At 58.1% G+C, this 16,511-nt stretch carries 10 protein-coding genes; 2 read left to right on the forward strand and 8 right to left on the reverse strand.

The window, feature by feature from the left end; all coding sequences use genetic code 11:
* Positions 1 to 71: 71 nt before the first annotated feature.
* Complete coding sequence (gene glyA, locus QPL98_RS15820; RefSeq protein WP_014420579.1) at positions 72 to 1,325, reverse strand: serine hydroxymethyltransferase; 1,254 nt, start codon at positions 1,323 to 1,325, stop codon at positions 72 to 74.
* Positions 1,326 to 1,712: 387 nt separating this feature from the next.
* Between glyA and ettA the strand changes: the two genes are divergently transcribed.
* Positions 1,713 to 3,374, forward strand: a complete 1,662-nt coding sequence (gene ettA, locus QPL98_RS15825; RefSeq protein ID WP_303293599.1) for an energy-dependent translational throttle protein EttA — start codon at positions 1,713 to 1,715, stop codon at positions 3,372 to 3,374.
* 70 nt (positions 3,375 to 3,444) lie between these two features.
* The gene (gene radA / locus QPL98_RS15830; RefSeq protein WP_011784357.1) at positions 3,445 to 4,821 is read left to right on the forward strand and encodes a DNA repair protein RadA; all 1,377 of its coding nucleotides are present in this window, start codon (positions 3,445 to 3,447) and stop codon (positions 4,819 to 4,821) included.
* A 257-nt stretch (positions 4,822 to 5,078) separates the two neighbouring features.
* Here the strand turns inward: radA and QPL98_RS15835 are convergent, their stop codons facing one another.
* The 7 genes from QPL98_RS15835 to aroK all read right to left on the reverse strand — a co-directional run bounded on the left by QPL98_RS15835 (position 5,079) and on the right by aroK (position 16,303).
* On the reverse strand, positions 5,079 to 5,447 hold the full coding sequence (locus tag QPL98_RS15835; RefSeq protein WP_303293600.1) for a PilZ domain-containing protein: 369 nt from the start codon (positions 5,445 to 5,447) through the stop codon (positions 5,079 to 5,081).
* 353 nt (positions 5,448 to 5,800) lie between these two features.
* Complete coding sequence (hemE, locus tag QPL98_RS15840) at positions 5,801 to 6,865, reverse strand: uroporphyrinogen decarboxylase (protein ID WP_022992192.1); 1,065 nt, start codon at positions 6,863 to 6,865, stop codon at positions 5,801 to 5,803.
* 128 nt (positions 6,866 to 6,993) lie between these two features.
* Entirely contained in the window at positions 6,994 to 8,412 is a 1,419-nt protein-coding gene (locus tag QPL98_RS15845; protein ID WP_011784353.1) for an FAD-dependent oxidoreductase, read from the reverse strand.
* Between the two features lie 76 nt (positions 8,413 to 8,488).
* Entirely contained in the window at positions 8,489 to 12,937 is a 4,449-nt protein-coding gene (gene gltB / locus QPL98_RS15850) for a glutamate synthase large subunit (RefSeq protein WP_303293601.1), read from the reverse strand.
* 171 nt (positions 12,938 to 13,108) lie between these two features.
* Complete coding sequence (locus tag QPL98_RS15855) at positions 13,109 to 14,614, reverse strand: AAA family ATPase (protein WP_303293602.1); 1,506 nt, start codon at positions 14,612 to 14,614, stop codon at positions 13,109 to 13,111.
* A gap of 32 nt (positions 14,615 to 14,646) precedes the next feature.
* Entirely contained in the window at positions 14,647 to 15,744 is a 1,098-nt protein-coding gene (gene aroB / locus QPL98_RS15860) for a 3-dehydroquinate synthase (protein ID WP_226597681.1), read from the reverse strand.
* Complete coding sequence (gene aroK / locus QPL98_RS15865) at positions 15,713 to 16,303, reverse strand: shikimate kinase AroK (protein ID WP_278350791.1); 591 nt, start codon at positions 16,301 to 16,303, stop codon at positions 15,713 to 15,715. Before aroK ends, aroB begins: the two co-directional genes overlap by 32 nt.
* Positions 16,304 to 16,511: the final 208 nt, after the last annotated feature.

Genomic DNA, 16,511 nt, shown 5'->3' on the forward strand with positions numbered 1-16,511 from the left:
AATCACCTGCTCCGGAAAGAAAGAACCCGGGCACTCACCGGAGCGCCCGGGCTGACCTGTCTCTAAGCCTGTTAGCCGTAGACCGGGAACCGTGCGCAGACAGCTTCCACCTGCTCCCGCACACGGCTGTTAACCGCTTCGTCTTCAAGGTTATCGAGGATGTCACACATCCAGCCCGCCAGATCCCGACACTCGGCTTCCTTGAAGCCGCGTGTGGTCACCGCAGGAGTACCAATGCGCAGCCCGGACGTTACGAACGGTGAACGAGGATCGTTCGGCACGGCGTTCTTGTTCACGGTAATGTGTGCTTTGCCCAGTGCGGCATCCGCGTCTTTACCGGTAATATCCTGTTTGATCAGGCTCACCAGGAACAGGTGGTTCTTGGTACCACCGGAAACCACGTCAAAGCCGCGCTCGATGAACACCTCTGCCATGGCGGCTGCGTTCTTCACGACCTGCTGCTGGTAGGCCTTGAACTCGTCGCTCATGGCTTCCTTGAAGCACACGGCCTTGGCCGCAATCACGTGCATCAACGGGCCGCCCTGACCGCCTGGGAACACAGCGGAGTTCAGCTTCTTCTGCAGATCTTCGTCATCACAGGCCAGGATCAGGCCGCCACGTGGGCCGCGCAGGGTTTTGTGCGTGGTGGTCGCAACTACGTGGGCGTGAGGTACCGGATCCGGGTAGACGCCAGCGGCGACCAGACCGGCCACGTGGGCCATGTCAACAAACAGATACGCGCCCACCTTGTCGGCGATGGCACGGAAACGGGCAAAGTCCAGCTCCTGAGAGTAAGCAGAGAAGCCCGCGATGATCATTTTCGGCTTGTGCTCGACAGCCAGTGCTTCCACTTCGTCATAATCGATCAGACCGGTCTCCGGGTTCAGGCCATACTGAACCGCGTTGTAGATCTTGCCGGAGAAGTTCACGCTGGCACCGTGGGTCAGGTGCCCACCGTGAGCAAGACTCATACCCAGAACGGTATCACCGGGCTTGAGCAGCGCCATGAACACCGCAGAGTTGGCCTGTGAACCGGAATGCGGCTGCACGTTGGCGTAGGCGGCACCAAACAGCTCCTTGGCGCGGGCAATGGCCAGATCCTCAGCGATGTCCACAAACTCGCAGCCACCGTAGTAACGCTTGCCGGGGTAACCTTCAGCGTACTTGTTGGTCAGCACACTACCTTGGGCTTCCATCACCCGCGGGCTGGTGTAGTTTTCAGACGCGATCAGTTCGATGTGTGCTTCCTGGCGCTTTTCTTCCGCCTGCATAGCGTTCCAAAGTTCGTCATCGAAACCGGCGATTTTCATATCACGAGTAAACATGGATGTTCTGCCCCTGTCTGTATGGCTGGCCCGGCGATGCCTCTTTGCAAGCCGGAACCCCTGAAAAATTGGGCCGCTATTCTATCTTGAAAGCGGGTTAAAAATCATCCTTTATGCCGTCCGCAGATACCGGCACACCGGAGGCTGTCAATTGCTATCGCGGAACGCTTTAGATACCTTACCCGGTTATTGTTCTCAGGTACCGACGTCCGTGGTATCGGCCTTCGGGGTGAGCGATCCGGGATACGCTGTAAATACGTCCCTGTACGCTCGACAAAATCATCCCTGATTTTGACGATCCCGGATCGCTCACCCCGAAGTCCTCGATCAGTCGCCTGACGTGCTTTCATTTTTCAAGCTACTGTTTGATAAAAGGAATATGCCAAAATGGCTCAATACGTATACACCATGAACCGCGTGGGCAAGGTGGTACCGCCCAAGCGGGAAATTCTGAAAGACATCTCTCTGAGCTTCTTCCCGGGCGCCAAAATCGGCGTACTTGGTTTGAACGGCGCCGGTAAATCCACCCTGCTGCGTATTATGGCGGGTGTCGACCAGGATTACATCGGTGAGGCCCGGCCACAGCCCGGCATCAATGTGGGCTACCTGCCGCAGGAGCCGGAATTGGACGAAGAGAAGACCGTAAAGGAAATCGTTGACGAGTCCGTCTCGCACGTACACAACGCTCTGGCGGAGCTGGACAAGGTTTACGCCGCCTACGCCGAGCCGGATGCGGACTTTGACGAACTGGCCAAGAAACAGGGCGAACTGGAAGCCATTATCCAGGCTACCGATGGCCACGACATAGAGCGCAAGATGGAAGTGGCGGCAGACGCCCTGCGACTGCCGGCCTGGGACCAGAAGGTCAAAGTGCTGTCAGGTGGCGAGCGCCGCCGTGTGGCCCTGTGCCGCCTGCTGCTGTCCGGCCCTGACATGCTCCTGCTGGACGAGCCTACCAACCACCTGGATGCCGAATCCGTGGCCTGGCTGGAGCGCTTCCTGCATGATTACGACGGCACCGTTGTCGCCATCACTCACGACCGTTACTTCCTGGACAACGTCGCCGGCTGGATCCTGGAACTGGACCGTGGCCACGGCATTCCGTTCGAGGGCAACTACAGTCAGTGGCTGGAGAACAAAGAGAAGCGCCTGGAGATGGAGGCCAAGCAGGAGGCCGCTCACCAGAAAGCCATCAAGCACGAGCTGGAATGGGTACGCACCAACGCCAAGGGCCGCCAGTCCAAGAGCAAGGCACGACTGGCCCGCTTCGAGGAGATGAGCTCCCAGGAATTCCAGAAGCGCAACGAAACCAACGAACTGTATATCCCGCCCGGACCTCGCCTTGGCGACAAGGTGATCGAGGTGGACGGCATCAGCAAGGCCTTCGGCGACCGCCTGCTGTACGAGAATGTCTCGTTCCACGTTCCACCGGGTGCGATTGTTGGCATCATCGGTGGTAACGGCGCGGGGAAATCCACGCTGTTCAAGATGATCGCAGGCATGGACAAGCCGGACTCTGGCACCATCACCGTTGGTGAAACCGTGGAACTGGCCTACGTGGATCAGATGCGCGATCTCGACGGCAGCAAGAGTGTGTGGGAAGAGCTTTCCGACGGCCAGGACATCATCAAGGTCGGTAACTACGAGACCCCGTCCAGGGCCTACGTGGGCCGCTTCAACTTCAAGGGCACTGACCAGCAGAAACGGGTGGGCGACCTGTCCGGCGGTGAGCGCAACCGCCTGCACCTGGCCAAGCTGCTGAAACAGGGTGGCAACGTGCTGCTGCTGGACGAACCCACCAACGACCTTGATGTGGAAACCCTGCGCGCTCTGGAAGAAGCCCTGCTGAACTTCCCGGGCTCCGCACTGGTGATCTCGCACGACCGCTGGTTCCTGGACCGGGTAGCGACCCACATCTTGGCGTTCGAAGACGACGGCGAAGTAGTCTACTTCGAAGGCAACTTCACCGATTACGACGCCGACTTCAAGAAGCGCAAAGGCGACTCCGCCATGCAGCCCAAGCGTATGAAGTACAAGAAACTGGCGTAACCGATGACCGGGCCGGCCTTCGCGTCGGCCCGCTTGCCCTGCCCGATCTGCCCGACACGGAACCATACCCATGGCCAAAGCCAAAACCGCCTTTGTATGCACCGAGTGTGGTGCCGACTATTCCAAGTGGCAGGGCCAATGTACCGCCTGCCAGGCCTGGAACACCATCAGCGAAGTACGCGGCGTCTCAGGCCCCGGCAAAGGTGCTCGCAGCGCCCGCTTTGAGGGTTATGCCGGCAGCTTGTCGGAGGTAAAAAGCCTGGACGAAGTCAGTCTGGCAGAGCAGGCACGCATCAGCACCGGCATGCAGGAATTCGACCGTGTCCTGGGTGGCGGCCTGGTGGAAGGCTCGGCGGTACTCATGGGCGGTCACCCCGGCGCGGGCAAAAGTACCCTGCTACTGCAGGCGGTTTGCCAACTGGCCGAGAAGCACTCAGCGCTGTACGTCACCGGTGAGGAATCCCTGCAACAGGTAGCCATGCGCGCCAAGCGGCTGGGCCTGCCCACCAAAGACCTGAAAATGCTCTCGGAAACCTCCGTTGAGCGGCTTATGCAGGTGGCGGAAGCGGAGAAGCCCCGCATTCTGGTAATCGACAGTATCCAGGTAATGCATGTCGCGGACATTGAATCCGCCCCTGGCTCGGTATCCCAGGTTCGGGAAAGCGCCGCCTTTCTGACCCGCTTTGCCAAGCAAACCGGCACCATCCTCTTGCTGGTGGGGCACGTCACCAAAGATGGCAGCCTGGCGGGGCCGAAGGTGCTCGAACACATGATTGACTGCTCGATCCTGCTGGAGGGCTCCAGCGACAGCCGCTACCGAACCCTGCGCGGCATCAAGAACCGCTTTGGTGCCGTTAATGAGCTGGGTGTGTTCGCCATGCTGGAGCAAGGCCTGAAGGAAGTGAAAAACCCCAGCGCCATCTTCCTGAATCGAGGCGAGGAAGCGGCGCCGGGCAGTGTGGTGATGGTGGTCTGGGAAGGCACCCGGCCCATGCTGGTGGAGATTCAGGCCCTCGTGGACATGGCTCAGGGGAGCTACCCGAGACGGGTGGCGGTAGGGACTGACCAGAACCGCTTAGCGATGCTTCTGGCAGTGCTGCACCGCCATGGCGGCATGCATGTGGCCGATCAGGATGTGTTTGTGAATGTAGTGGCCGGTGTAAAGGTCAACGAAACCAGTGCGGATCTTGCTTTGCTGTCAGCTGTGGTTTCGTCATTCCGGAATCGGGCGCTGCCGCAGGATCTGGTGATTTTTGGCGAAGTTGGCTTGTCTGGGGAGATCCGGCCGGTACCGAGTGGCCAGGAGCGTATCTACGAGGCGGCCAAGCACGGTTTTACCCGGGCTTTAGTGCCGAAGGCCAACGTTCCGCGTAAGCCTGTTGATGGCATGAAGGTGATTCCGGTGACAAAGCTTTCGGATGCTCTTTCGGCTTTGGAGGAGCTTTGAACCAGGCCCCCTAGCCTGCAAAATCCGGTGCAAGGCGCGCGGCAGAGGGACACCTCAAAAAACCGCTACGAGCCCCCGCAAGCGGGTCCGGCCAGCAATCATAGATTGCTGTCGTTCGGCTGCACATGAAGCTTCGCTTCATAAACGCTTGCCTCACCCATGTGCGCTTCTCTCCGGCCATCCATGGCCTCCGACATTTTTTGAGGTGTCCCTCTGCCACGCACCGGCAACTTTCGGAGTAATCCCCAACGACGACCTCAGTCAATCAGATGCGCAAACTCTCTCTCCAAAAGCGCCTGATCCCCGAGATTCAGCTCCACCAACCGCTTCAAGTGCGACGCACTGTCCAGATCAATGTACTGGCAGCGAAATCCCAGCCGATGATCCTCCACATGCTTCAACTCCACCGCCATCACAATCGCAGCTTCATGCTCATTCAGGTGAATCACCACCTCACAGGGCTTATTCAACGGAACCTTCCAGCCTTCTGGCCGCTGAACGAGAACGCCCTTCAGGGAAATATCCAACACCTCCGTTGACCACACCTGATCCTGACAATGCAGCTCACAGGGGGCATCGAAACTGATTCGGTGAAACCGGCGTTTTTCGGATGTTCTGTTAGACAAGGGCAAGCTCCAGACCGACGTTCGTGCTTCCTCTGACTATAGACCGGACATAAGAGTGAGTACAGCGATAGCTTTAACACGGGAGGGGGAGGATATTCTGATAAAGCCCGAACGCAGGCTGCTGGGACGGCCTCCGAAAAATGTCGGAGGCCATGGATGGCCGGAGAGAAGCGCACAGGGGTGAGGCAAGCGTTTATGAAGCGAAGCTTCATGTGCAGCCGAACGACAGCAATCTATGATTGCTGGCCGGACCCGCTTGCGGGGGCTCGTAGCGGTTTTTCGGAGGCCGCTCTACCGGCCCTCAAACACCAATCTTGCAGGCTAGGAGAAACGGCAATCCCCCAAGTTCGGCTTTACTGGTGATACTGCCCACTAAGCTCAACAACCGCCTCAATAAACGCCCCGGCATGCTCCGGATCCACATCCGGCGTAATCCCATGTCCAAGGTTGAACACATGCCCCGAGCCAGAACCATAGCGCTTCAGGATATCCGCCACCTCCTGGCGAATGCGCGCCTTCGGCGCATACAGCATGGCCGGGTCCATGTTGCCCTGCAGGGCCACCTTGTCGCCCACGCGGGCACGGGCGTTGCCGATGTCCGTCGTCCAGTCCAGCCCCACAGCATCGGCGCCACAATCAGCGATAGACTCCAGCCACTGACCACCGTTCTTGGTGAAAACAATCACCGGCACCCGGCGACCTTCGCTCTCTCGAATCAGACCATCAACAATCTTCTTCATGTAGCGCAGGGAAAACTCTTCATAGGCCCAGCTGCTCAACACACCACCCCAGGTATCAAAAATCTGCACAGCCTGGGCGCCGGCCTTGATCTGGCCGTTGAGGTAGTCAATCACCGAATCCGCCAGATGGTCCAACAGACGATGCATCACCTCCGGCTGGCCGTACATCAGCTTTTTGGCTTCAGAGAAGGTCTTGGAAGAGCCACCTTCAATCATGTAGGTGGCCAGCGTCCAGGGGCTGCCAGAGAAGCCGATCAGAGGCACACGGCCATTCAGCTCCCGGCGAATGGTAGACACCGCATTCATCACGTAGTCCAGGTCAGACTCGGCATTCATCCTGGGCAGTGCATCCACATCTGCTTCCGAACGAATGACCTTACGGAATTTCGGGCCTTCGCCAGTTTCGAAATAGAGCCCCAGCCCTAGAGCATCGGGAATGGTCAGAATGTCAGAAAACAGGATGGCGGCATCCAGGGGGTAACGCTCCAGCGGCTGCAGGGTAACCTCACAGGCCAGCGGGGTGTTTTTGCACAAACTGAGGAAGTCGCCGGCCTTGGCCCGGGTTGCGCGGTATTCCGGCAGGTAACGGCCTGCCTGGCGCATCATCCACACCGGGGTGCGGTCTACAGGCTGGCGCATCAGGGCGCGCAGGAAGCGATCGTTCTTCAGCTCGGTCATAGAGTTTCCCGTTCTCGTCGGTAAAAATGGTCAGAGACAATGGGGAGCAATGATACCCCGTTTGCACGAATAAAAAAGGGCGGCTTACCCTTAGCAAGCCGCCCTTTCTGACTCTGGTCAATCCAGCGTTAAACGTCCAGGTAGTCCAGGATGCCTTCGGCTGCCTGACGTCCTTCCCAGATTGCGGTAACCACCAGATCCGAGCCACGCACCATGTCGCCACCAGCGAAAATCTTGGCATTGCTGGTCTGGAACGGAAACTCGGCTTCTTCTGCCGCAGTCACCCGACCGGAGTCGTCCGTGTTCACGCCCAGCTCTTCAAACCAGGGTGCTGGGCTCGGGCGGAAGCCGAACGCTACCAACACGGCATCAGCCGGAATCACTTCCTCACTGCCCGGAACCACTTCCGGACGACGACGGCCGTTTTCGTCCGGCTCACCCAGCTCCGTGGTGACTACCTTTACACCCTCAACGCGGTCTTCACCGATGATGGCGATGGGCTGACGGTTGAACAGGAACTTGACGCCCTCCTCTTTCGCGTTGGCCACTTCCCGACGGGAACCAGGCATGTTGGCCTCATCGCGGCGATAGGCACAGGTCACGCTCTCGGCCTGCTGGCGAATGGAAGTCCGGTTACAGTCCATAGCGGTGTCACCACCACCCAGCACCACAACACGCTTGCCTTTCATATCGATGAAGTCAGATTCCTTTTTCTCGAAACCCAGACGACGGTTCACATTCGAAATCAGGAACGGCAGGGCGTCATAGACACCCGGCAGCTCCTCACCGGGGAACCCACCTTTCATGTAGGTGTAGGTACCCATGCCCATAAAGACGGCATCGAACTCTTCCAGGATCTTGTTCAACTGAACGTCTTTACCCACCTCGGTACTCAGACGGAACTCCACGCCCATCTCCTCGAACACCTTGCGGCGGCGGGACATGACGGATTTTTCCAGCTTGAACTCAGGAATACCGAAGGTCAGCAGGCCACCGATCTCCGGGTAACGATCAAACACCACAGGCTTGACGCCGTTGCGCACCAGAACATCAGCACAACCAAGCCCTGCGGGGCCAGCGCCAATCACAGCCACCTTCTTGTCAGTCCAGGTGACATTGGACATATCCGGTTTCCAGCCCAGCGCAAATGCGGTGTCGGTAATGTACTTCTCAACAGAACCGATGGTAACCGCGCCGTAGCCATCATTCAGGGTGCAGGCACCTTCACACAGGCGATCCTGCGGGCACACACGACCACAGACTTCCGGCAGGGAGTTAGTCTGGTGACACAGCTCCACCGCCTTCATGATGTTGCCCTCCGACACCAGCTTCAGCCAGTTCGGAATATAGTTGTGTACCGGGCACTTCCATTCACAGTACGGGTTACCACACGCCAGGCAGCGATGGGACTGGGAGGCCGCATGGGTTTCGCTGAACGGGTGATAGATTTCCCCGAATTCCTTTTTGCGCTTCTTGGCAGGCACCTTCTTCGGGTCTACCCGCCCAACTTCCACAAACTGAAAGTCATTGTTGAGACGTTCTTTCATGTTGCCACTCTCATCAGCTCGATTTCGACGGGGGCCGCACCGGAGTGCAACCCATCAACCTTGTTGGACCTGCCCGTTATTCCGGACGGGCGCGGGTGCTTGCCAGCAGGCTGCGAAGGTTCGCGGCCTTGGGCTTGACCAGCCAGAAACGGCCGATGTAATCGTCGAAATCTTCAAGTAGGTGCTCTGCCCAGGCACTTCCGGTTTCAGAGATGTGCTCCCGGATCACGCCACGCAGGTGGTTCCGGTAGGCTTCCATGTCTTCACGGGAAATACGCTGGATCTCAACCAGTTCATGGTTGTATTTGTCCACAAAGGTGTTGTCCAGGTCCAGCACATAGGCGAACCCGCCGGTCATGCCGGCACCAAAGTTGTAGCCGGTGGACCCCAGCACGGTGACCAGACCACCCGTCATGTATTCGCAGCAGTGATCGCCAGCACCTTCAACCACGGCATGGGCGCCGGAGTTACGAACCGCAAAGCGCTCACCGGCGGTGCCGGCCGCAAACAGCTTGCCACCAGTTGCGCCATACAGACAGGTGTTACCGACAATGGAGGTTTCCTGGGTCTCAAAGTCACTACCACGGGGCGGCTTGACGACCAGCTTACCGCCGGTCATGCCTTTACCCACATAGTCGTTAGCATCACCCTCCAGAATCAGGTTCAGACCACCAACGTTCCACACACCGAAACTCTGGCCAGCGGTGCCGGTCAGGTCCAGAGTGATGGGCGCATCGGTCATGCCCTGATTGCCGTAACGGGCGGCAATCTCGCCAGACAGGCGTGCACCAATGGAACGGTCACAGTTGGTCACCCGGTAACTCCAGGCACCGCCGGACTTCTCGGCGATGGCAGCAGCGGTGTCCTGCACCATCTGCTCCGCCAGCTTACCTTCATCGAAAGGCTTGTTGCGTTCAATCTGACAGGTGTGCGGCTTGTCAGCCGGAATGTGGTCATTCTGCAGCAGACGGGTCAGATCCAGCTTCTTCTGGCGCTCGGTATTACCCGGCAGACGCTCCAGCAGGTCAACACGGCCGACCAACTCTTCCAGAGAACGCACACCCAGCTTCGCCAGCCATTCGCGAGTTTCCTCCGCCACAAAGCGGAAGAAGTTCATGGCCATTTCCACAGTGCCCTTGAAGTGCTCTTCGCGCAGATAGTCGTTCTGTGTCGCGACACCGGTCGCACAGTTATTCAGGTGGCAGATCCGCAGGTATTTGCAACCCAACGCCACCATCGGGGTGGTACCGAAGCCAAAGCTCTCCGCGCCCAGAATCGCGGCTTTCACCACGTCCAGGCCTGTCTTGATGCCGCCGTCGGTCTGCAGGCGAATCTTGCCTCGCAGATCATTGGCGCGCAGCGCCTGCTGGGTTTCCGTCAGGCCCAGTTCCCAGGGGGAGCCAGCGTAGCGGATTGAGGTCAGCGGACTGGCTGCGGTACCGCCGTCATAGCCGGAAACCGTAATCAGGTCGGCATAAGCCTTGGCGACGCCCGCGGCAATCGTGCCCACCCCGGGCTCTGATACCAGCTTGACGGACACCAGCGCCTCCGGGTTCACCTGCTTCAGGTCGAAGATTAGCTGCGCCAGGTCTTCAATGGAGTAGATGTCGTGGTGCGGCGGTGGCGAAATCAGGGTGACACCCGGCACCGAGTAACGCAGGCGCGCGATCAGGTCATTTACCTTACCACCCGGCAACTGGCCGCCTTCACCCGGCTTGGCACCCTGAGCCACCTTGATCTGCATAACATCGGCGCTACGCAGGTACTCAGCGGTCACACCGAAACGACCGGAAGCCACCTGTTTGATCTTGGAACGCTTGTTAGTGCCGTGACGAGCCGGATCTTCGCCGCCCTCACCGGAGTTGGAACGACCACCCAGCGTGTTCATGGCCACGGCCAGAGCCTCGTGCGCCTCCGGCGACAGGGCACCGAGAGACATCGCCGCAGAGTCAAAACGCGGGAAAATATTCTCCACGGGCTCAACGTCGCTCAGGTCAATTGACTGGATGCCCTCACGGAACACCAGCAGGTCGCGCAGGGTGGCAACCGGGCGCTCATTGACCAGACCGGCGTATTCCTTGTAGGTGCCATAGTCGCCACTGATCACGGCATCCTGCAGTTTGCCCACCACATCCGGGTTGAAGGCGTGGTATTCCTGGCCATGCACGTACTTGAGCAGGCCGCCCTGGGAAATAGGCTTACGGGGCTTCCAGGCAACCGCGGCCAACTGCTCCTGATCCTGCTGGAAATCGAAGAAGTCGGCACCCTGAATCCGGCTCGGCACGCCTTTGAAGCACAGGTCTACCACATTGTCGGCCAGACCAATGGCCTCGAACAGTTGCGCACCCCGGTAGGAGGTAATGGTGGAGATCCCCATCTTCGACAGGATCTTCAGTAAGCCCTTGTTGATGCCCTTGCGGTAGTTGTTCTTGGCTTCGATCGGATCCATCAGCATTTCGCCGGTGCGAATCAGATCGTTCAGGATCTGGTACGCCAGGTACGGGTAGACCGCCGTGGCACCAAACCCGAACAGTACCGCAAAGTGATGCGGGTCCCGAGCCCAGCCGGTCTCAACAATGATGTTGGAATCGCAGCGCAGACCTCTCGCCACCAGGTGATGATGCACTGCGCCGGTGGCCATCAGGGCATTGATCGGAAGATCGCCTTGAGCCAGGTCCTTATCGCTTAGAATCAGCAGTACCTTGCCATCACGCACAACTTGTTCGGCTTCGTCACATACCCGACGAACCGCCTGCTCCAGGCCCTCTTCAGGACGATAGCTCAGGGCGATTTTTGCCACCTCAAATCCCGGACGATCGTTATTACTGATCTTCAGGAACTTGGCCGGCGACAGTACCGGCGTGGTCAGGATAATCCGGTTAGCGTGCTCTGGAGACTCCTCGAAAACGTTCTGCTCTGCGCCCAGACAGGTCTCCAGAGACATGACGATGGTCTCACGGAGCGGATCAATGGGCGGGTTGGTGACCTGCGCGAATTTCTGCCGGAAGTAATCCGCCACATGGCGCACCTTGCTGGACAGAACCGCCATCGGGGTATCGTCCCCCATGGAACCGACCGCCTCCTGGGCACTCTCAGCCAGTGGGCGCAGCACCTGGTCCCGCTCTTCAAACGAGATATTGAACATCTTCTGATGAACCAGAAGCTCATCGGATTCCATCAGCTTGAATTCCGGGGTCGCCTGATTCAGCGTGGTCTCGACTCGCAGTGCATTGTCCTTGAGCCAGCGCTTGTAGGGCTGGGCTTTTTTGAGCCGCTGGTCAATATCCCCGGTATGCAGGACCTCGCCGGATTCGGTATCGATGGCGAGCATCTGACCCGGGCCAACCCGCCCCTTGGCGACCACATCGTCCGGTGAGTAGCTGTAGGTACCCACTTCCGAGGCCAGGGTGATGAAATCGTCCTTGGTAATCACCCAGCGCGCGGGGCGCAGACCGTTACGGTCCAGCATACAGAGCGCATAACGGCCATCTGACATTACGAGGCCCGCCGGGCCATCCCAGGGCTCCATGTGCATGGAGTTGTACTCGTAAAAGGCACGCAGTTCAGAATCCATGGTATCGACATTCTGCCAGGCAGGCGGAATCATCATGCGCACCGCCCGGAACAGGTCAACACCACCTGCCAGGAGCACTTCCAGCATGTTGTCCATGCTGGAGGAGTCGGAGCCAGTCAGGTTAACCAGCGGCTGCAGGGTCTGCAGATCCGGCAGATCCGGTGAGCTGAACTTGGCCGCGCGGGCGATTGCCCAGTTACGGTTGCCATCGATGGTGTTTATTTCACCATTATGGGCCAGGAACCGGAACGGCTGGGCCAGTGGCCAACGCGGCATGGTATTGGTCGAGAAGCGCTGGTGGAAAACACAGATGGCCGTTTGCAAATCCGGATCACCAAGGTCTTTGTAGAAGTTGGCCAGATCCGCTGGCATCATCAGGCCTTTGTAGGCCAATGTCTTGTGGGAAAGACTGCAGATATAGAATTCCGGGTCTTCCGCCATATCTCGTTCAGCATGGCGGCGCCCGACGAATAGACTGATCGCAAATTCTTTTTCTTCCTTGCCGCCGGGCTCTACAAATACCTGTTCGATGCGCGGAAGACAGTCCAAAGCCATCAGCCCCAGGCAGCTGTCATCAACCGGCACCTCCCGCCAGCCCATAACCTCAAGCCCCTGATCTGTGAGCCTTTTTTCTATAGCTGCTCGACCTGCAGAAGCTTTTGCGTCGTCCTTAGCCAAAAAAACCTGGCCAACTGCAAACAAGTCGCCAGGTTTTTTGCCGAAGGCTGCCTGGGCAGCTTTATAGAGGAAGGCCTTGGGGCTCTGAATAAGCAGACCACAACCATCACCGGTCTTGCCATCGGCGGCAATACCGCCCCGGTGGGTCATGCAGGTCAGAGATTCAATGGCTGTCTGCAACAGCTTATGGCTCGCTTCGCCCTTCATGTGGGCAATCAGGCCAAAACCGCAGTTGTCCCTGAACTCATCAGGATGATACAAGCCTGTTGTCATAAGCGTTCTCTCGCGTGTAAATGCTTCCCGCCAGCGACGACCTTGCACCGAAATGGTGCGAGAAATGCGCTGACACCGAAAAAAAGGGGGAAGGGATTTTACACACGTGAAACTACGTATACAATTTTTTTCGTAGCTTGGTGCCTGAAGCGCACCGGAATGGTGCGAAAATCAATAATCCTCGTAGGGTCGAACCCAAGGATTCGAGATCCTCAGCGCGTCGGGCAGACTAGCCGCCGCCGCCCCGGCCTCTTCTCGGCTAGAGTATTGACCATAAACCAGCATAAACCAAGGTAAGCCCTGGCGCTCACCCTTGGTGTAGCTCAAATTCGCATCCTCGGGCGCTCGACGCAGTACATTCAACACCGTTTGTTCCTGATTGCCTGCAACAAGCTGCAGCGTCCAACCTTTACGCTGGCGTAACTGCTCAAGTGCCACAAATTTAACGGGGTTAGCTGGCACAAACTCTGGCTCTGGCTCTGGCTCTGGCTCTGGCTCTGGCTCTGGCTCTGGCTCTGGCTCTGGCTCTGGCTCTGGCTCTGGCTCTGGCTCTGGCTCTGGCTCTGGCTCTGGCTCTGGCTCTGGCTCTGGGACAATCTCTGTTTCGGGCGGGGCCTGTGTCAACTCCTCAGCTGCATTGGTCTCGCCCGGAGCGCCAGGCTCATCCTGGCCCGCAGGCGCAATCAAAGGCGCTATTTCCGGTTCAGGATCCTCAGCACCCGGACCAATGGTAATGCTCTTACGGACTGGTTCAGGCTCAACTTCGGCGCCGGCTTGTCGCTGAACCGTGCTCTCGTATTGCTGGGAAACAAACCACCAGGATGCCGCCAGCAACACCAGCCCCAGCGCAGGCCACCGCAGATGCGCAACCGTAAAACCAGCTTTTGAGGAGGACGTTGCCGAAGACGGCACCATGTCCAGCCAAACGCCCGGTGCAACACGTTTGAGTCGACCAAAACTGCCCTGGCTCAACACCTCCAGCTTTTTCAGACGAGAGGTCGACAGCAGCTCAGACTGAGAGCCGCCCGCCCGGTGAACCCTGGGCTCGAGATAAGCCTTGATGTCGTCGCGGCTTAACGGAGGCAGGGTCAGGTGATGCGCATAGGCGGAATCCGGATGATCTTCCAACTGGCTCCAGACCTGCTCGGTGCCGGCCATAATCGGAACGGCAGAAACAGACCGTTCCGAGGCCACAAAGCCTGCTACCAGAAGATTCAGAACGTCCGACTCAACCCGGTCTGCATCGTCGATCAGCAGTACTTGCCGATGACCTCGGCGGAGGCCGGATTCAGACCAGCGAAAATAACGATAAACCGCCTCTCTGGGCTCAGAGTCTGCCGGTATCCCGGATTTCGCCAGCTGTTTCAGGTAACGCGCGAGGGCCTGGCGGCTGGTAAGCGCCGATGCGGGAATTCGATGAAAATCAAGCCTTGAGGACTCGCTGCGAACCAACTCTGCCAATACCCGGGTCTTACCGGCCCCCGGCGCACCGGTCAGAACCAGCACCATGTCCCCGAACCCACAAAGATGGCGCAACGTTTCCAGAGCGTGCTGACGCATGGCATCCGGAAAAAATGGCGTTTCCATCTCAAGCGGATTGTCGCGCAGGCTGTATCGTTGCTGTAGCCGGGGGAAAAGTCCCCCGCCATCGGTACTGTTCAAGGATTCTTGAGCCACACGTCGTCCCTGTTTCTGAAACTCAGAGCCCATCAGCCTGCCTGCGGCAGGAATGCCCTCAAGGTATCACGGATGTTGTCAGCGGAGGCATTCTCGGTGATAAAGGCGTCACCTATTGCTTTCAGGAGAACCAACCGTAGCCGACCATCAACATTCTTCTTGTCCACGGACATCAGATTCATGAAGTCCTCTGATGTCATACCGCTCGGTGCCCACTCCGGCAAACGAGCGCGCCGAATCAGAGCAACCGCCCGAGCCCGGTCATCCGCCGAGATCAGCCCCTCTCTCACCGAGAGATCGGCTGCCATCATCATACCCGTACCCACGGCTTCACCGTGTAACCAGTTGCCGTAGCCTGCAAAGGTTTCCATGGCATGACCAAAGGTATGACCAAGATTGAGGATTGCACGCAACCCACCCTCTCGTTCGTCAAGCGCAACAACTTCCGCCTTACAGACACAGGATCGATAGATCGCCTCACCTAATGCCTCGGCATCAAGTCGTAACAGGCTCTCCATGGAATCCTCAAGCCAGGCCAGGAAAGACTCGTCCCGAATCAGGCCATATTTGATCACCTCTGCGAGACCGGCAGACACCTCCCTCTCCGGCAGTGTTTGCAAGCTGTTGGTATCGATCAGCACCGCCTGCGGCTGATGGAAAGCACCGATCATGTTCTTGCCAAGCGGGTGATTTATCCCTGTTTTCCCCCCAACAGACGAGTCCACTTGAGAGAGCAGCGTGGTTGGAACCTGTATGAAGGGAACGCCGCGCTGGTAACAGGCCGCCGCGAAACCCGCCATATCACCCACAACGCCGCCGCCCAGGGCAACGAGTGTCGTTTTGCGGGTATGTCGTTTTTCCAGAAGCGCGTCGAAAATGAGGTTGAGCGTCTGCCAATCCTTGAACTGTTCTCCATCGGGCAAGGTCACTACGTCAATGGCCTTGCCGGGAAAACAGCCTTTCACCTTCTCAAGATACAGGGGGCCAACGGTATCGTTAGTTACGATCATGACCTGCTGGCCTGCCACCCAGGGTGTCAGGTCAAACGAACCCAGCAACCCCTGCCCGATAATGATCGGATAGCTACGCTCCCCAAGCTCAACCTTCAGCTCTCGAAGTACCTTGTGCATTATGCCTGCCCTCTTTCCGCCGCTGCCTTCTGTGGCGGGGCGTTTTCGGATTGATACGGTTGACCAGTTGCCGCACCACAAGACGTGGGCTTTTGCGATCGGTAAACATTATGATGTCTGCCAACTCGGTATAGAGCGGATCCCGAATCGCAAACAGCCGGCGCAATACGCCTTCCGGATCGTCATTCTGCAACAACGGTCGGTTACGGTCCTTACGGGTACGCTCAACCTGTTGGTCGATGGACGTTTTGAGGTAAATCACCACCGAGTTCTTTTTCAGCAATCCGCGATTTTCAGCACGCATGACGGCACCGCCTCCGGTCGCCAGTACCGTTCCCATTTCGTTAGACAACTCGTCAAGCATTGCGGTTTCACGCTGGCGAAAACCATCCTCACCTTCAACATCGAAGATCCAGGGAATATTGGCGCCGCAGCGTTCTTCAATAATGCGGTCAGAATCGAGAAAACGGTACCCGAGTTCCTTGGCTAGCATCCGGCCGATGGTACTTTTTCCGGCCCCCATGGGCCCGACCAGTACTACGCGTTTGGGCAAAGACATAATTTCCGCTCAACAGATTTCAAGCGGGTGAGAATAGCACAGGGCGCACCTTTCCATAAGTCACCGGCACCAGAAGCACTACTCCAGAATCGAGTAGGAGGGGGAGTTACCTCCCCCGTCCTCTCACACCACCGGGCATACGGTTCCGTACCACGGCGGTTCACGGTCGGCGCTGAAGCCTAACCATCGTATCCAGCAAGCTTACCAG

This window comes from Marinobacter sp. ST-43 (genome assembly GCF_030541085.1).
GTDB lineage: Bacteria > Pseudomonadota > Gammaproteobacteria > Pseudomonadales > Oleiphilaceae > Marinobacter > Marinobacter nauticus.